The organism is Bradyrhizobium sp. HKCCYLS2038 (assembly GCF_051167655.1).
GTDB lineage: Bacteria > Pseudomonadota > Alphaproteobacteria > Rhizobiales > Xanthobacteraceae > Bradyrhizobium.
On sequence record NZ_JBNPTM010000002.1, the window covers coordinates 267,154 to 283,926 of the forward strand.

At 65.4% G+C, this 16,773-nt stretch carries 13 protein-coding genes; 5 read left to right on the forward strand and 8 right to left on the reverse strand.

Translation table 11 applies throughout. The annotated features are described in order from the left end of the window. Window positions 1-490 precede the first annotated feature (490 nt). Window positions 491-2,227 (reverse strand): YbaL family putative K(+) efflux transporter, encoded by a 1,737-nt coding sequence (ybaL, locus tag ACQR1I_RS10290; protein ID WP_434864502.1) that lies wholly within the window; start codon window positions 2,225-2,227, stop codon window positions 491-493. Window positions 2,228-2,392: 165 nt separating this feature from the next. On the opposite strand from ybaL, the gene ACQR1I_RS10295 reads away from it, so the two are divergent. Continuing rightward, on the forward strand, window positions 2,393-2,956 hold the full coding sequence (locus ACQR1I_RS10295) for a DinB family protein (protein WP_434865116.1): 564 nt from the start codon (window positions 2,393-2,395) through the stop codon (window positions 2,954-2,956). Window positions 2,957-3,147: 191 nt separating this feature from the next. Here the strand turns inward: ACQR1I_RS10295 and ACQR1I_RS10300 are convergent, their stop codons facing one another. After that, window positions 3,148-3,702: a GNAT family N-acetyltransferase gene (locus ACQR1I_RS10300; RefSeq protein ID WP_434864503.1), complete on the reverse strand. Its 555-nt coding sequence runs from the start codon at window positions 3,700-3,702 to the stop codon at window positions 3,148-3,150. A 247-nt stretch (window positions 3,703-3,949) separates the two neighbouring features. Between ACQR1I_RS10300 and ACQR1I_RS10305 the strand changes: the two genes are divergently transcribed. Continuing rightward, window positions 3,950-5,179 carry an LON peptidase substrate-binding domain-containing protein gene (locus ACQR1I_RS10305; RefSeq protein WP_434864504.1) on the forward strand — a complete coding sequence of 410 codons (1,230 nt, stop codon included), beginning with the start codon at window positions 3,950-3,952 and terminating at the stop codon, window positions 5,177-5,179. A gap of 119 nt (window positions 5,180-5,298) precedes the next feature. Here ACQR1I_RS10305 and ACQR1I_RS10310 read toward each other — a convergent pair whose 3' ends face one another. The 6 genes from ACQR1I_RS10310 to ACQR1I_RS10335 form a co-directional block, all read right to left on the reverse strand. Then, window positions 5,299-6,468: an acetyl-CoA acetyltransferase gene (locus ACQR1I_RS10310; RefSeq protein ID WP_434864505.1), complete on the reverse strand. Its 1,170-nt coding sequence runs from the start codon at window positions 6,466-6,468 to the stop codon at window positions 5,299-5,301. 73 nt (window positions 6,469-6,541) lie between these two features. Then, on the reverse strand, window positions 6,542-7,525 hold the full coding sequence (gene denD / locus ACQR1I_RS10315) for a D-erythronate dehydrogenase (protein WP_434864506.1): 984 nt from the start codon (window positions 7,523-7,525) through the stop codon (window positions 6,542-6,544). Between the two features lie 266 nt (window positions 7,526-7,791). Beyond that, on the reverse strand, window positions 7,792-8,727 hold the full coding sequence (locus ACQR1I_RS10320; RefSeq protein WP_434864507.1) for a carbohydrate ABC transporter permease: 936 nt from the start codon (window positions 8,725-8,727) through the stop codon (window positions 7,792-7,794). Next, entirely contained in the window at window positions 8,724-9,677 is a 954-nt protein-coding gene (locus ACQR1I_RS10325; protein WP_434864508.1) for a carbohydrate ABC transporter permease, read from the reverse strand. Before ACQR1I_RS10325 ends, ACQR1I_RS10320 begins: the two co-directional genes overlap by 4 nt. 246 nt (window positions 9,678-9,923) lie before the next feature. Then, on the reverse strand, window positions 9,924-11,246 hold the full coding sequence (locus ACQR1I_RS10330) for an ABC transporter substrate-binding protein (RefSeq protein WP_434864509.1): 1,323 nt from the start codon (window positions 11,244-11,246) through the stop codon (window positions 9,924-9,926). Between the two features lie 82 nt (window positions 11,247-11,328). Further along, the gene (locus tag ACQR1I_RS10335) at window positions 11,329-12,390 is read right to left on the reverse strand and encodes an ABC transporter ATP-binding protein (protein WP_035639096.1); all 1,062 of its coding nucleotides are present in this window, start codon (window positions 12,388-12,390) and stop codon (window positions 11,329-11,331) included. Window positions 12,391-12,687: 297 nt separating this feature from the next. Between ACQR1I_RS10335 and ACQR1I_RS10340 the strand changes: the two genes are divergently transcribed. The 3 genes from ACQR1I_RS10340 to ACQR1I_RS10350 all read left to right on the forward strand — a co-directional run bounded on the left by ACQR1I_RS10340 (window position 12,688) and on the right by ACQR1I_RS10350 (window position 16,666). Next, window positions 12,688-13,767, forward strand: coding sequence for a LacI family DNA-binding transcriptional regulator (locus ACQR1I_RS10340; RefSeq protein WP_434864510.1), 1,080 nt, complete (start codon window positions 12,688-12,690; stop codon window positions 13,765-13,767). 171 nt (window positions 13,768-13,938) lie between these two features. Next, entirely contained in the window at window positions 13,939-15,762 is a 1,824-nt protein-coding gene (locus ACQR1I_RS10345; protein WP_434864511.1) for an IlvD/Edd family dehydratase, read from the forward strand. 169 nt (window positions 15,763-15,931) lie between these two features. After that, entirely contained in the window at window positions 15,932-16,666 is a 735-nt protein-coding gene (locus ACQR1I_RS10350) for an SDR family oxidoreductase (RefSeq protein WP_434864512.1), read from the forward strand. Window positions 16,667-16,773: the final 107 nt, after the last annotated feature.

A 16,773-nucleotide genomic window follows, 5' to 3' on the forward strand; every position in this document is an offset into this window, starting at 1 on the left:
GGATGCCGGGACCACGCGACTTCACGTCCGCGCCATGCCGTTCGTCCGCGCAGACAAGCTACGCTGCGACACGTCGCGGCCACCGCATCCCTGCTCCAACGTTCGTGACGATCGCGAAGCGCCCCTCGTGGCGAAGCAGGATGACGGGAGTGAAACATGTTTTTCGGAAAAACGAAACAAAAATATTTTTCGCGGCAGGTCTGGACAGGGCAAATCAGGTTGATTGCGCAGGCGAATTCTGGCTATCGGCGCAGGCTCCGAACGCCGTCTCCTGCGCATCGCCGGGAGAACCCGTGAGGCGGATGTCGGGGCCTCGCCCTTCGAGACGCGCGCCAAGTGGCGCGCTCCTCAGGGTGAGGAGCGCCGCGAGCGCAGCAGCTACGACGGACGAGCCGTTCATGGAGCGGCGCGTTCAGGCGATGCTCTCGCATCGCCCTGAGAACCATGAGGCCGCGGCTGTGCCAGACCTCCAACCGTCCAAACGGTCAGCTCACGCCTGCACGTTCTCTGTCCGCTGCGGCGCGAGCTCCGGCGCTGGATCAGGCGGCCGCGTATCCAGCTCCTCGATCATGCCGCGCGCGATCTCGCGCTCGCCCATGATGACCATGTCCGCGCCCAGTGATTTGAGATGCTCGACCTCGGCATCGGAATGCGCGCGCGCCACGATGTGCAGGGCCGGATTGGCGGCGCGGGCCTGCTCGACGATCTGCCCCGCTTCGAACGCCTCGGGGATGGCGATGACGAGCGCATGCGCCAGGGCCGGGTTGGTCGCGCGCAGCACGTTGCTGCGGGCGGCATTTCCCGTGATGGTCTCGACGCCGGCGGCCTTCAGGTGCTTGAGAATGTCTTCCGATGTCTCGACCGCCAGAAACGTATGGCCGCGCTGCTGCAGGGCCTCGCCGACCAGACGGCCGACGCGGCCGTAGCCGACGATGATGGTATGCTCGGCCAGTTCGGTCACCGGGATCTCGGCCGGCGCGGGCGCCGGCGTTGCGGCATCGGCCCGGCGCCGCTCCAGTCGCGGCAGCAGCCGGTCGAGGGCGGCGAACATCAGCGGGTTGAGCATGATCGAGATGATCGCGCCGGCCAGGATCAGGTCGCGGCCTGCTTTTGGCAGCAGGTTGGTGGCGCCGCCGATCTCGGCGAGGATGAAGGAGAACTCGCCGATCTGCGCCAGGCTCGCCGAGATCGTCAGCGCGGTCGAGGCGGGATGGCGGAACGCCACCACGATCAGGAACGCGGCGAGCGACTTGCCGAACAGGATGATGAACAGGGTCGCGAGCAGCGGCCACGGCTCGCGGATGACGCTGGCCGGATCGAACAGCATGCCGGCGGAGACGAAGAACAGCACCGCAAAGGCATCGCGCAGCGGCAGCGATTCCTGCGCGGCGCGCTGGCTCAGCGGCGACTCGCCGAGCATCATGCCGGCGAAGAACGCGCCGAGCGCAAGCGACACGCCGAACAGTTTGGTCGAGCCGAACGCCACCCCGAGCGCGATCGCGAGCACAGCCAAACGGAACAGCTCGCGTGAGCCGGTGTGGGCGACGTAGTGCAGGATCCACGGGATCAGGCGGCGGCCGACCAGCAGCATCACCGCCATGAACACGCCGATCTTGGCGAAGGTCAGCAGCAGCACGCCGGTCAATCCGAGCCCGAACCGGGCGGCGAGCGGATCGGCGGCCACCGCGCCGTTGTCGCCATTCTGCAGGCTGGCGAAGGCCGGGATCAGCACCAGCGCCAGCACCATCGCGAGATCCTCGACGATCAGCCAGCCGACCGCGATGCGGCCGCGCTCGGTGTCCATCAGCCTGCGCTCCTGCAGCGCGCGCAGCAGCACCACGGTGCTGGCGACGGACAGCGCGAGGCCGAAGACAAGGCCGCCGCCGATCGACCAACCCATCGCCCAGCTCAGCGCCATGCCCATCAGCGTGGCGACCGTGATCTGCACCACCGCACCGGGCACGGCGATGGCGCGCACCGACATCAGGTCCTTCAGCGAGAAATGCAGGCCGACGCCGAACATCAAGAGGATGATGCCGAGCTCGGCGAGCTCGGTCGCCAGCGCCTGATCGGCGACGAAGCCGGGCGTGAACGGGCCGACCGCGACGCCCGCGAGGAGATAGCCGACCAGCGGCGGGAACCGGAACCGCTGCGCGAGCGCTCCGAAGACGAAGGCCAGTCCGAGGCCGGCGACGATGGTCGCGATGAGGGGTGTGTCGTGCGGCATCTGAACTTGTTGCACAGGCCACTGCGGGATGCACCGCGACCAAGTGAGGCACAGTTCCAGGGGAACATGTTGTGGGACCCGGCAGAGGCCCGCGCAAAAGCCATGGTCAACGCCGCCCGGAGGTCCCTATGATCGATGGCAGCCAGCATGGGGACGCTCGAGACAATGCCCGCCGATCTCGTCCAGACCTTCCGCTCTTTTGCCTACAACAACGCCTGGGCCAATCACCGGCTGCTGGCGGCCTGCGGCCAGCTCAGCGCCGAGGACTTCGCGGCCGAACGCACCGGCTTCTTCCCGAGCCTGCAGAGGACGCTGAACCACATCTACATCATCGACCTGTTCTACATCGATGCGCTGGAAGGCGGCTGGCTCGGCCCGATGGCCTGGCAGAACGAGGTGCCGTTCCCGCGCCTCTCCGACCTCGTCAAGGCGCAGAGCGCGATGGACCGCCGGTTGATATCGTTCTGCGAGACGCTGACGCCGGCACGGCTGGACGAGACCGTGCGCATCAATCGCGAGACAAGGGTGCAAAACGAACGCTGCGACCGCCTGCTGCTGCATCTGTTCCAGCACGACATCCACCACCGCGGCCAGGCGCATGCGATGCTGTCAGCGACGTCCGTGAAGCCGCCGCAGCTGGATGAGTTTTTTCCGGCGGATGATGCGGGCTTGCGGGCGAAGGATTTCAGCGAGCTCGGGTTTAGCGAAGAGAAGGTGTGGAAGCCGTAGCCGGGCTGCGTGCGCAGGAGGCACACTCTCTCCGTCATTCCGGGGCGCGCGCAGCGCGAGCCCGGAATCCATAATCACAGGCGGGGATGGGTAGAAGGCAAGCGCCACGAGCGTCTCGCGCCTCATGGCGGCTGGTGGCTATGGATTCCGGGCTCGCGCTGCGCGCGCCCCGGAATGACGAGGAGGAGAGATCAGCGCGAGTTGTCTTCCCATGCGGCGCGCGCGAGTCGGTACACGACCTGCCGCCGCAGCGGACTATCCGGCTCGATGCGCGGATGATCGAAATCGGACGCAGCATCTCTGATCATGCCGAGCTTGCGCATCACATTCTGCGACGCAAGGTTGGCGGGCGCGGCATAGGCGATGAACTTATCGAGACCGAACTTGTCGAAGCCGAAGGGGAGCGCCGCCCGTGCCGCTTCGGTGGCAAAGCCCTGCCCCCAACCCGCGCGCGCCAGCCGCCAACCGATCTCCACCGCCGGCGTGAACGGCGCTTCGAAGAAGATCCTGAACAATCCGGCCGCGCCGAGGAATGTGCCGCTGGCGCGGTCCTCGACCACCCAGAAGCCGAAGCCGTGCTCGGCCCAATGCTTGATCTGAAAATCGATCCATTGATCACAGGCCTGCCGCGTCGGCAGTGCGCGGAGATACTGCATGACCGCCGGATCAGCCGACATCGCCGCAAACGGCGCACGATCCTCGTCGCGCCATTCGCGCAAGGTGAGACGGTCGGTTTCGATGATCATGGCAGGGACTTACATCTTCTTTGGTGCAGGCCGCGCCACGTCTTCGCCTGCATCTCTCGCCGTCGAGGATTGACAGCCACCTCTGCTTGCGTCAACCTGCCGGTAGGTTGATACGACCTGCCGGTTGCGCCCTTCCCAGGGATTGGTGAACGTATCGAGCCTTTGTGGCCTCCCCCTTTGCCCGAGCGACCGGGTCAGCAACGCAACCACCTGACATGCCTGGTTCGCTCCTGCAGAGGATTGAGCGATGCGCGATTTTCGCGATGCCAAGGTCATGGCGCAGACACTGCGCGACTCCCTGAATACCAAGTCCATCACCATCAGCCACAGTCACAGCCTGGAGCTGGTCTCCCGGATGTTCGGTGTGGCCGACTGGAATACATTGTCGGCGTTGATCAAGAGCGGTGAAGGCACCAAGCTGACGCGGCCGCCGGTCATTCAAGCTGACATACAGCGGCGTCCGGCAATTCCAGTGCGCGATTTCGTCCCCTTTCCAGGCGCCACGCACCCACTGTTCGTGGGGCGCGCGAAGACGGTCAACGCGCTCAACGACGCTTTCGCGAGACAGAGCGATGTCGTGATTACGCTGCAGAGGCAGCGCGCGGTGGACGAGCCCAGCCTTGCTGATCTGCATCAGATCGGCCTGCGCGCCGACCTTGTCGAGCTGACGCCGCTGCCGGACGGCACGCTGAAGGTACAGGTTCGGATCGGACGCCGCGTCCTGGTCAGGGCGTTCAGCAGCGACACCAGCGCCTTCGAAGCCGAGGTGTCCGACATAAGTGAGGACAGTGCAGCCGATGCGCCGGATCTCGTCCTGCGCGCCGTCACGCGGTTCGAGCGCTACGCTGCGATCCGCAACATCCGCATGCCCGAGGGCTGGCCGCCGTTCGGCGAGGGGCGCCACCCCGGCAGGGTCGCGGACATTATCGCCGCGCTGGTGCTGCTGCCGCTCACGCACAAATATGAGCTGCTCGCGGTGCTCGATCCGGTCAAGCGCCTTGAGCTCGTCGAGTCGCTGCTCGATGTGACGGCGCGACCGGTGTCGTCAGGGCTGCAGGCGACACGCCAGCGTGCAATCGCCCATGCGCGCGACCGGCATCATCGCCATGCCACGCTCGAGCATCTGCTGCTAGCATTGATCGAAGACGACAGCGCCGCAGCCGTGATGCGGAGTTGTCGCGCGAGCCTGAGGCAGTTGCGGACCAAGACCGAGGCCTTTGTGGACACGGAGCTCGCCCACCTCTCGACCGAGGATAGCGACATCGCGCAGCCGACGGACGCTTTCCGGCGCGTCAACGACCGCGCCGCGCTCGCCGCCCAGGAGGTCGGCTACCCCCTCATCACGGGCGCCAACACGCTGCTCGCGCTCTTTCCGGAAACGCGCAGCCCCGCGGCACGGCTTCTCTCCGAGCACGGCGTGACCATGGTACGGGCCGCGAAGGCGGTGGCCGACGGCGTGGGCAAGGAGGAGGCATGAGCCGGATTCGCCGGGCAGCCGCGTCATCGTGAGAAGTGACGCAACGAAACGATCCAGAGTCGCACACGCGGCCCTGGATTGCTTCGCTTCGCTCGCAATGACGGAGGATAGGCCTTGGCCTACTTCATCGGCTCCAGGATCGACACGTAGTTGGCGACTGCGGCGCCGCCCATGTTGAAGATGCCGCCGAGCTTGGCGTTGGGGAGCTGCATACCCTCGGGCGCTGTGCCGGTGAGTTGCATGGCGGTCATGACGTGCATGGAGACGCCGGTGGCGCCGATCGGGTGGCCCTTGGCCTTGAGGCCGCCGGACGGGTTGACCGGCAGCTTGCCGTCCTTGAGCGTCCAGCCTTCCTTGATGGCGCGGGCGCCCTGCCCGCGCGGCGTCAGTCCCATCGCTTCGTACTCGATCAGCTCGGCGACGGTGAAGCAGTCATGGGTCTCGACGAAGGAGAGGTCGGACAAGGTGACCCCGGCCTTCTCCAGCGCGCGCTGCCAGGCCACCGTGCAGCCCTCGAAGGCGAGGATGTCGCGCTTGGACATCGGCAGGAAATCCTGCGCATGCGCTGTCGCACGGACGATCACGGCCTTCGCGAACGACTTGGCGGTCTCGCTGTCGGCCAGCACCAGCGCGGCGGCGCCGTCGGAGACCAGCGAGCAGTCGGTGCGCTTCAGGGGGCCGGCGACGTAGGGGTTCTTGTCGCTCTCGGAGCGGCAGAACTCGAAGCCGAAATCCTTGCGCATCTGGGCGAACGGATTGGCGACGCCGTTCTTGTGGTTCTTGGCGGCGATCAGCGCCAGCGCATCGGACTGGTCGCCGTACTTCTGGAAATAGCCCTGCGCGATCTTGCCGAACACGCCGGCAAAGCCGCCGACGGTGTCGCCGTCCTCCGGCAGGTAGGACGCCTTGAGCAGGTTCTTGCCGATCTCCGGCCCGGGCGTACGCGTCATCTGCTCGACGCCGACGACGAGGACGATCTTCGCAGCGCCGGCGGCGATGGCGCGGATGCCCTGATGGACGGCGGCAGATCCCGTGGCGCAGGCGTTCTCGACCCGGGTCGCCGGCTTGAAGCGCAGCGCGGGATCGGCCTGCAGCACTAGCGAGGCGGTGAAATCCTGCGGCGAGAAGCCGGCGTTGAAATGGCCGAGCACGATCTCGTCGACGTCGCCGGCCGAGATGCCGGCATCGGCGAGCGCCTCATTGGCGACCTTGACGACGAGGCTCTCGACGGTCTCGGCGTCGAACTTTCCGAACGGCGTGTGTGCCCATCCGACGATGCTGGCGGTCATGCTGTCTCTCCCGAATGTCTGTTCCGCTCAGATGGCGACGTGCGCCATCTGAATCCAGGCCTAGGCGGCGTTCTCAGGCGACGAACTTACCACCGAGCTCGTCCTCGATGTGAATCCGGATGATGTCGTCGAACGTCTTTTCCTCAGTGGTGAAGCCGAGCTCGCGGGCCCGCTTGGCCTCGAAATTCCGCGGCCAGCCGGCGACGATGCCGATGATGAAGGGATCGGGCTCCCGCTTGATGCGGTTGGCGACATTGTCGCCGGCGACGCGGCGGAGGGCTGCGATCTGCTCGCCGACGGTGGCGGTCAGGCCAGGCATGGTCAGGTTCCGGCGCGGGCCGATCTTGGCGGTGTCCATGGTCGCGGCGTGCAGCAGGAAGCCGACCGCCGAGCGCGGCGTGGCGTGCCAGTGCTGGACGTCCTCGGACACCGGCAGCACGGCCTCCTTGCCGGCCAGCGGCTCGCGCAGGATGTTGGAGAAGAAGCCGGAGGCCGCCTTGTTGGGCGCGCCGGGGCGGATGCAGATGGTCGGCAGGCGGATGCCGACGCCGTCGAAGAAGCCGCGGCGGCTGTAGTCAGCCAGCAGCAGCTCGCCGATCGCCTTCTGGGTGCCGTAGCTCAACAGCGGCGCGTTGACGAACTCGTCACCGATCGCGTCCGGGAACGGCGCGCCGAACACCGCGATCGACGAGGTGAAGACCAGCCGCGGCTTGTAGCCGTCACCGATCAGCCTGACGGCATCGAACAGCATCCGCGTGCCGTCGAGATTGATGCGATAGCCCTTGTCGAAATCGAGCTCGGCCTCGCCGGAGACGATCGCGGCGAGATGGAAGATCACGTCGGGGCGCGCGGCGACGAGCTTCTCGGCAAAGCCTGGGACAGCGAAATCCCCGGCGATGGTCTCGACCGCGATTCCGGTATCGGGCTTCGCCGGCGCGACGATGTCCTGCAGGGTCATGCGGGTGATGGCGGCCTCGCCGAGACGGCCATCGCGGACCAGCCGCTCCACCAGCTTGCGCCCAACCATGCCGGCGGCGCCGAGAACGAGAATATGCAAGGGAATGCTCCTTGTTTCTTGTTGTTTGATCACAGCCACGGTGATCGCCGCCGCGAATGCGATCGACATTACTGCGCCCTCTCCCCTTGTGGGAGAGGGCATCGCCGGCGGGGCAGCGAACTCGCTTGGGTGAGGGGTTGGTCCCACGGGCACCGCCGTCGCGGAGAGAGACCCCTCACCCGGCAGCCTTCGGCTGCCACCCTCTCCCACAAGGGGAGAGGGCACACCGCCCTTGCAGCCACATCGAATTACTCGACGAGCCCGCCCTACTCCTTCACCGCGCCGGTCATGGCCGACACATAATGCTCGACGAAGAAGGCGTAAAGGATCACGAGGGGCAGCGAGCCGACCAGGGCGCCGGCCATCAGCGATCCCCATTTGTAGATGTCGCCGTCGACGAACTCGTTGACGATCGCGACCGGCACGGTCTTGTTCGGCGTCGATTGCAGGAAGGTCAGCGCGTAGATGAACTCGTTCCAACATAGCGTGAACGAGAAGATGAAGGCCGAGATCAGGCCGGGCACGGCGAGCGGCACCACGATCTTGACCAGGATCTGCCAGCGGCTGGCGCCGTCGATCAGGGCGCACTCCTCGAGTTCGAACGGGATGGTCTTGAAGTAGCCCATCAGCAGCCAGGTCGAGAACGGGATGAGAAGCGTCGGATAGACCAGGATCAGCGACAGCGGCGAGTCAAACAGGCCGTAGGCCTGGATCACCGAGGCCAGCGGAATGAACAGGATCGACGGCGGCACGAGGTAGGCGAAGAAGATCAGCACGCCGACGGTGTCGGCGCCCTTGAAGCGCAGCCGCACGATCGCATACGCCGCCAGCACCGAGGCGAAGATCGACAGCGTGGTCGCGCCGACCGCGACATACATCGTGTTCCACAGCCAGCGCGGATACTGCGTCTCGAACAGCAGTTTCGAAATGTGCTTGAAGGTCGGATGCACCACCCAGAACGGGTTGAACTTCTCCATGTCGATCAGCTGCTCGTCGGGTTTGATCGACGTCAGGCCCATCCAGTAGAACGGGAACAGCAGCACCAGGAGAATGATCCCCAGCGGCAGATACAGCGTGATCAGGCGACGCGGCAGCGACTCGAGGTAGCTCATGCCCTCGGAATCGTCGCCGGCGGCGAGCGCCGCCGCAGTCGCGGTGGCGTTCGATTGGGTCTTGGATTGCAGCGCAGCGGTCTCGGTCATTGGTCGGATCCTTGCTGCCATTTGCGCCGTTGCATGCCGAACCAGGAGATCGCGATCGCCGCCGCCAGGAAGGGGATCATCGCGGTCGCGATCGCGGCGCCTTCGCCGAGACGGCCGGAGATGATGCCGCGCTGGTAGCTCAAGGTCGCCATCAGATGGGTGGCGTTGACCGGGCCGCCGCGGGTCAGCGCCCAGATCAGCTGGAAGTCGGTGAAGGTGAACAGCACCGAGAACGTCATCACGACCGCGATGATCGGCGTCAGCAGCGGATAGGTGATGTAGCGGAAGCGCTGCCAGCTGGTGGCGCCGTCCAGCGTCGCGGCCTCGTACAGCGACGGCGACACGGTCTGCAGGCCGGCGAGCAAGGTGATCGCGACGAACGGCACGCCGCGCCAGATGTTGGCGATGATGACGGAGGCGCGCGCCCAGGAGGTGTCGCCGAGGAAGTTGATGTTCTGGGTGATCAGGCCGAGCTTGATCAGCGACCACGAGATGATCGAGAACTGCGAATCATAGATCCACCAGAACGCGATCGCCGACAGCACCGTCGGCACGATGAAGGGGATCAGCACGATGGCGCGGATCATCGCCTTGAACGGCATGTGCCGGTTCAACAGCAGCGCCAGATACAGTCCGATCGCGAATTTGATGGCTGATGCCACGATCGTGTAGAGCAGCGTGTTGAACACCGACAGCCAGAAGATCGAATCGTCCCACAGCCATTCGTAGTTCTCGATACCGACGAAGACGCCGCTGCGGCCGATCTTCTCGTCGGTGAAGCTCATCCAGACGCCGAGCCCCAGCGGATAGGCCAGGAACAGGATCAGGAACGCCGCCGCCGGCAGCATGAACCACAACGCGATGACGTTGCGATTGGTCTTGATGCGCACCCATGCCGAGGGCTCGCCGACGGCGGCGCCCGAAGGCATGGAGGTCTGAATGGTACTCATTGTATCGAGCAGCTCCCTTCGAACCGGAGGGTGGGCAAATCAAAGGTGCTCACCGGCGTTCGGGATAGATCTGTCATTCGCGACGAACCCGTAGGGTGAGCAAAGGACCTCGGCGCGGTGCGTGTACCGCGTCGAGGCCGTGCCCACCATTCGGTGGTGCGACAAAGCCGGTGGGCACGGCGCGGGAGAGATCGCGGGACTTCTCCGCGATCCCGGCGCGCCTTTGCCCACCCTACGCGGTTAGCCTCAGCGGAAGATGCGCTTGGCAGACCGCTCGGCGGTCGCCATCGCCGTCTTCACGTCCTCGCGTCCCGTGCAGTAGTTCGCGAACATGTCGACCACGACGAAGTCGGCGATCGCGGCCGCGGCCGCCTCGCCGAGCTTGCCGAGGCCGGCCGGCGTGGTCGCGGTCGCAGCGACCTCGCGATACGGCGTGTTCTTCGGATCCACCGTCCAGATCGGATTGGCGTCGTACCCCTTGAGGAAGTGCGAGAGGTAGCCCTGCGCCGCCTCGATCCACGGATTGAACTGCTCCGGCTCCAGCATGAAGGCGGTGAACGCCTTGCAGGTCTGCGGGAACTTGGAGAAGTTGAACACCAGGATCGGGAAGCCGAGATGCATTTCGCGGGTCTTTCCGTCCAACCCGGGCGGCAGATGCGCGTGGTTCATGTCCTCGGCGATCTGCGGCGCCTCCTTCTTGGCGGTGACGTAGATCGAGATGCCGTTGACGGTCGCGTAGAGCTGGCCGGCCAGGAACGCCTTGTTGTTCGAGGAGTCGTTCCACGACGCGGTGCCCGGCACGAAATTGTCGTACAGGCCCTTGACGTATTCGAGCGCCTTGGCCGTCTCCGGCGAGTTGATGACGACCTTGTTGTCCTTGTCGATCAGGTTGCCGCCGTGCGCCCACAGCGCCCAGTGCGTCCAGCCGTTGGCGTCGCCCGAGGCGTGACCGAGCGCCATGCCGCCCGGCGTGCCGTTCTTGTTCATCGCCTTGAAGAACTCGGACATGCCGGCGAGATCGTTCGGGAACGACTTGAAGCCGGCCTTCTCGGCTGCCGAGATGCGGTAGTTGATGAGGCCGCCGGTGGCCGCCACGGGAATGCCGATCCACTTGCCGTCGAGCATGCCGTAGGCCTTGCCGGAATCGGTCCAGCCGCCGCACTTCTTGCCGAGGTAGTCGGCCACGTCGGTCATGTCAACGCACTTGTTCGAAAACAGGAAGGGCAGCGTGTAGAGGCCCCACACCATGTCGAGCCCCTGCCCGGTGTTGGCCGCGACCGAGGCCTTGGGCTGGACGTCGTCATAGGATTCGTTGGAGACGTTGATGGTGACGTTGTTGGCCTTCTGGAAGGCGTCGACGATCTTCATGAAGGCCACGTCCTCGGCCTCAACGAAGCGCTTCCAGCGCATCATGTTGACCTTGGCGCCGGGCTCCGGCTTGAAAGGCGAGGTCTGCGCCCACGCCTTGGCGTAGCCGAGCAGTTCGTCGGCCGACATCGTCGCCGCGGCCGCCAGCAGGGTCGCGCCGCCCTTCAGCATAGACCGCCGGTCCGTGAGGAAATTCGTCATCTGAAGTTTTCTCCCGTTGATATTGATTGTTTTGTTTGTTGTCGGCTCGTCGTTCTCTGTCGTCCTGCGTCGGTCGGCCGGCTCAGAGCCTCCGGCCCGTATCCTTGTCGAACAGATGCGCCGCCGACGCGCGCGGACGCAAATGGATCTTCTCGCCGGGGTTGACCTCGTGGCGATCGCGGAACACTGCGATGATGTCCTGGGTGCCGATGCGGGCGACGATCTGCGTCTCCGAGCCGGTCGGCTCGACCACGATGACTTCGGCCTCGATGCCGTCGCTGGCGAGCTCGAGATGCTCGGGCCTGACACCGTAGACCACCGGCCGGCCGTCGGACGCCGCCGGCGCCGTCAGCAGCGGCAGCTTGGCGCCGTTGTCGGTCTCGACATACACCGAGCCATTGGACTTCAGGTGGCCGTTGAGGAAGTTCATCGCCGGCGAACCGATGAAGCCGGCCACGAACTGATTGTCCGGCTTGTCGTAGAGGTCGAGCGGCGAGCCCATCTGCTCGACGATGCCGTCGTGCATCACGACGATCTTGTCGGCCATGGTCATGGCCTCGATCTGGTCGTGGGTGACGTAGACGGTGGTCGTCTTGAGCCGCTGATGCAGTTCCTTGATCTCGGTGCGCATCGCAACGCGCAACTTGGCGTCGAGGTTCGACAGCGGCTCGTCGAACAGGAACACCTGCGGATCACGCACGATGGCGCGGCCCATCGCGACGCGCTGGCGCTGGCCGCCGGAGAGCTGGCGCGGATAGCGGTCGAGCAGCGGCGTCAGCGCCAGGATCTCGGCGGCGCGCGCGACGCCCTTCTTGATGTCCTCGGGCCGTGCGCCGCGCAGCTTGAGCGAGAAGCCCATGTTGTCGGCGACCGTCATGTGCGGATACAGCGCGTAGTTCTGGAACACCATCGCGATGTCGCGTTCCTTCGGCTGCACGTTGTTGACGACACGCTCGCCGATCGAGATGGTTCCGGAGGTGATGTTCTCGAGCCCCGCCAGCATGCGCAGCAGCGTCGACTTGCCGCAGCCCGACGGCCCGACCAGCACGACGAACTCGCCATCCTCGATCGGAATGGTCACGCCATGCAGGACCTCGAATCCGCCGAACGATTTGCGCACGTCGCGAATTTGCACCGACGACATCAATTTCCTCCTCAATGACCGACAGCATCGGCTGCATGTCGGCGGCATTCTGACCGTTGTTCTCGGCCGTTGATCTGGCCGTTTGTCGTTGCTTAGTCTGGCCGTCTTGTTGGTCTTGCTTCGTTGTTCTTGCTTCTTGAGCGCCGCCTCGAACCGTCTCGGTGCCTGCGAAGCTGCAACCAGGCTTCGCGACATTGTCCGTAGTTTGCGCCGCTTTAGCAATGCTTCGCTTAGCAACCGCGTGACAGCGCTGTCAATATCGCTTGTGTACCAGACCGCCTATGCTATGAGCGAAGGATGGGACGGAAACGCATCAAGCCAGGCAAAGTGCGCCTGACCGAAGTTGCGGCGTTGGCGGGCGTCAGCCCGATCACGGTGTCACGCTTCTTCCGTAATCCCGACACCGTCTCGGCCGGCCGCCGGCTGCGGATCGAGAGCGCCGCGAAGGACCTCGGCTACGTCCCGAACCTCGCCGCCCGTGCGCTCGCATCGCAGCGCACCGAGGTGATTGGCGTGCTGATACCTTCGCTGACCAACAACGTGTTCTCCGACGTGCTGCGCGGCATCTACGATGCGTTCGAAGGCAGCCGCTACAGCATCCAGCTCGCCAACACCCGCTACAGCCTGCTGCAGGAGGAGCGCCTGCTGCGGCTGTTTCTGATGCAGAAGCCGGCCGGCCTGATCGTCACCGGCGTCGATCAGACCGCCGAGGGCCGGGCCATGGTTCAGGCTGCCGACTGCCCGGTCGTGCAGATCATGGAGCTCGGCCCGGAGCCGGTCGACATGATGATCGGCTTCTCGCATGTCGACGCTTGCCATGCGGCAATTTCGCATCTTCTCGCCCAGGGCTGTCGGCGCATCGGCTTCGTCGGCGCGCGCATGGACCCCAGGGTGCAGCGCCGGCTTCAAGGCTATCAGAACGCGATGAAGGAGGCCGGCCTGTTCGATCCGCGCTTCATCGTCACGACCGCCGTTCCAACCTCGACGACCCTGGGCGGCAGCCTGTTTTCCGATCTGCTGCTGAAGGCCCCGGACCTCGATGCGGTGTTTTGCGCCAATGACGACCTCGCGCTCGGCGTGCTGTTCGAGTGCCAGCGCCGGCACATCGCCGTGCCGGAACAGCTCGCGCTCGTCGGCTTCAACGACATGGAATTCATGGCCGCCGCGGTGCCCACGCTGACCAGCGTTCGCACCAATCGTTACGAGATGGGGCTGCGCGCGGCTCTGATGATCATGGACGAGATCGAAGGGCGTGTCGTCACCGAGCGCGTCGTCGATCTGGGCTTCGAGGTGATCGAACGGCAGAGCTCGGCCCTGCAAAGGCCAGCTGCGGCGCTGCTGCCCACGGCGGGCCGCGCCTCAGGCACAAAATGGTAGCGCAACCAAAATTGTTGATCTAGAACCACGCCAACGGGACAATGTTGACCGAAAGACGTAGGCAACGTGAGAGGCCGGCCGATGCATCTGATGATGGCAGCCTCACCTCGTGCCATCGCGCCTTAGCAAGGGAGCCCGGACAGTCGCCACGCTGCACTGCGGGAGGAACGAATGACAAAATCCAATGGACATGCCGGCAACGGCGCTGACAAGAGCCGCAAGCTGCGCTCGCAGGCGTGGTTCAACGATCCGCACAATCCGGGCATGACCGCGCTCTATCTCGAGCGCTACCTCAACTACGGCCTGACCCGCGCCGAGCTGCAATCGGGCAAGCCGATCATTGGCATTGCACAAACCGGCAATGATCTGTCGCCCTGCAACCGGCATCACCTCGAGCTGGCACATCGTGTGCGCGAAGGCATCCGCGCCGCCGGCGGCATCGCGATGGAGTTTCCGACCCATCCGATCCAGGAGACCGGCAAGCGCCCGACCGCGGCATTGGACCGCAACCTTGCTTATCTCGGCCTTGTGGAAATCCTGTTCGGCTATCCGCTCGACGGCGTGGTGCTAACCACCGGCTGCGACAAGACGACGCCGGCCTGCCTGATGGCAGCCGCCACCGTGAACATTCCGGCGATCGTGCTCTCCGGCGGACCGATGCTGAACGGTTGGCACGAGGGCCAGCGCACCGGCTCCGGCACCGTGGTGTGGAGGTCGCGCGAGCGGCTCGCCGCCGGCGAGATCGGCTATGAGGAGTTCATGCAGATCGTGGCGTCCTCGGCGCCGTCGGTCGGGCATTGCAACACCATGGGCACGGCCTCGACGATGAATGCGCTGGCCGAAGCGCTCGGCATGTCCCTGCCCGGCTGCGCCGCCATTCCCGCTCCTTATCGGGAGCGCGGCCAGATCGCCTACGAGACGGGCGAGCGCATCGTCAACATGGTGTGGGAGGACCTCAAGCCGTCGGACATTCTCACCCGCAAGGCGTTCGAGAACTGCATCGTCGCCAACTCGGCGATCGGCGGCTCGACCAATGCACCGATACACATCAACGCGCTGGCGCGCCATGTCGGCGTCGAGCTCGACATCGACGACTGGCAGAAGGTCGGCCACGACGTGCCGCTGCTGGTCAACATGCAGCCGGCCGGCTTCTATCTCGGCGAGGAATTCCATCGCGCCGGTGGCGTGCCGGCCGTGATCGGCGAGTTGATGCGGCACAGGCGCATCCACGAGGACGTCATCACCGTCAACGGCCGCAGCATGGGCGACAATTGCCGCGCGGCGCCGAAGCCTGACAATGACGTGATCTGGTCGTACGACAAGCCGCTGGTGAAGGACGCCGGCTTCCTGGTGCTGCGCGGCAACCTGTTCGATTCCGCGATCATGAAGACCAGCGTGATCTCGAAGGAGTTCCGCGACCGCTATCTCGTCAATCCGAAAGATCCGAACGCGTTCGAGGGACGCGCCATCGTGTTCGAGGGGCCGGAGGACTATCACGACCGCATCGACGACGAGTCCCTGGCGATCGACGAGCACTGCGTGCTGTTCATCCGCGGCGCCGGCCCGATCGGCTATCCCGGCGGCGCCGAGGTGGTGAACATGCAGCCGCCCGCGGCGCTGATCAAGCGCGGCATCTTCTCCCTGCCCTGCATCGGCGACGGCCGCCAGTCCGGTACCTCGGGCTCGCCCTCGATCCTCAACGCCTCGCCGGAAGCCGCCGCCGACGGTGGCCTGGCGATCCTCAAGACCGGCGACAAGGTGCGCATCGACCTCAACAAGGGCTCGGCGAACATCCTGATCTCCGATGAGGAGGTTGCGCAGCGCCGTGCCGAGCTGAAGGCCAAGGGCGGCTTCCCGCATCCGGCCAACCAGACGCCGTGGCAGGAGCTCTATCGCAACACCGTCGGCCAGCAGGCCACCGGCGCCTGCATGGAGCTGGCGACGCGGTACCAGAACATTGCTGGCACCGTCGGCGTGGCACGGCATAATCACTAGACAGGCCGCGCAAAGCCAGCCACCGTCATTGTGAGGAGCGAAGCGACGGAGCGATCCAGGGTCCTCGTCCGGCCCGGGGTCGCTCCGCGTTCGCACTGCGAGCTAACGCAAACACGTCGCTGCGCTCGCGTGACACAAGAAAATCAGATTGGATTTCCAGGGAGCCCCCATGTCCGACCGCCTCAAGGGCAAACGCGCCTTCGTCACCGCCGCCGCCGCCGGCATCGGCCGGGCCTGCGCGATCGCCTTCGCACGGCAAGGCGCCACCGTGTTCGCCACCGACATCGATGAGAAGGGCCTCGCCGGCTTGAAGAGCGAGGGCATCGCCGAGGTGGCGACGCTCGACGTGCGCAGCACCGCCGCCGTGAATGCGATGGCCGAGCGGGTCGGCAAGGTCGAGATCCTGCTCAATGCCGCCGGCTTCGTGCACAACGGCACTATCCTCGATTGCTCCGACGACGACTGGGATTTCTCGTTCGACCTCAACGTCAAGTCGATGCACCGCACGATCCGCGCCTTCCTGCCGAAAATGCTGGATCAGGGCGGCGGCGCGATCGTCAACATTGCCTCCGCCGCCGGCGTCGTCAAAGCGGCACCGAACCGCTACGTCTATGCCGCCACGAAGGCCGCGGTCGGGGCGCTGACCCGCTCGGTCGCGGCCGATTTCGTCGGCCGGAAGATCCGCTGCAACTGCATCTGTCCCGGCACCATCGAGACGCCGTCGCTGCTCGGACGCGCGGCCGCCGCCGGCCCGAACGGGCTCGAGATGTTCATCTCGCGCCAGCCGATGGGCCGGCTCGGCACCGCCGAGGAGATCGCGCATCTCGCGGTGTATCTGGCCAGCGACGAGAGTGCGTTCACCACCGGCGTTGCACATACGATCGACGGCGGCTGGACGATGTAAAACTCTCTGTCATTCCGGGGCGCGCGTCAGCGCGAGCCCGGAATCCATAACCACGATCGTGAGTATGGATTCCGGGCTCGTCGCTCCGCTCCGCCCCGGAATGACGG

What these genes read in the sequence shown, in the direction of transcription:
- ACQR1I_RS10320 (WP_434864507.1), bottom strand. Translation starts at nt 8,727, where the DNA reads ATGACCGAGACCGCTGCGCTGCAATCCAAGACCCAATCGAACGCCACC.
- ACQR1I_RS10305 (WP_434864504.1), top strand. Translation starts at nt 3,950, where the DNA reads ATGCGCGATTTTCGCGATGCCAAGGTCATGGCGCAGACACTGCGCGAC.
- ACQR1I_RS10330 (WP_434864509.1), bottom strand. Translation starts at nt 11,246, where the DNA reads ATGACGAATTTCCTCACGGACCGGCGGTCTATGCTGAAGGGCGGCGCG.
- ACQR1I_RS10335 (WP_035639096.1), bottom strand. Translation starts at nt 12,390, where the DNA reads ATGTCGTCGGTGCAAATTCGCGACGTGCGCAAATCGTTCGGCGGATTC.
- ACQR1I_RS10295 (WP_434865116.1), top strand. Translation starts at nt 2,393, where the DNA reads ATGCCCGCCGATCTCGTCCAGACCTTCCGCTCTTTTGCCTACAACAAC.
- ybaL (WP_434864502.1), bottom strand. Translation starts at nt 2,227, where the DNA reads ATGCCGCACGACACACCCCTCATCGCGACCATCGTCGCCGGCCTCGGA.
- ACQR1I_RS10310 (WP_434864505.1), bottom strand. Translation starts at nt 6,468, where the DNA reads ATGACCGCCAGCATCGTCGGATGGGCACACACGCCGTTCGGAAAGTTC.
- ACQR1I_RS10340 (WP_434864510.1), top strand. Translation starts at nt 12,688, where the DNA reads ATGGGACGGAAACGCATCAAGCCAGGCAAAGTGCGCCTGACCGAAGTT.
- ACQR1I_RS10325 (WP_434864508.1), bottom strand. Translation starts at nt 9,677, where the DNA reads ATGAGTACCATTCAGACCTCCATGCCTTCGGGCGCCGCCGTCGGCGAG.
- ACQR1I_RS10300 (WP_434864503.1), bottom strand. Translation starts at nt 3,702, where the DNA reads ATGATCATCGAAACCGACCGTCTCACCTTGCGCGAATGGCGCGACGAG.
- ACQR1I_RS10345 (WP_434864511.1), top strand. Translation starts at nt 13,939, where the DNA reads ATGACAAAATCCAATGGACATGCCGGCAACGGCGCTGACAAGAGCCGC.
- ACQR1I_RS10350 (WP_434864512.1), top strand. Translation starts at nt 15,932, where the DNA reads ATGTCCGACCGCCTCAAGGGCAAACGCGCCTTCGTCACCGCCGCCGCC.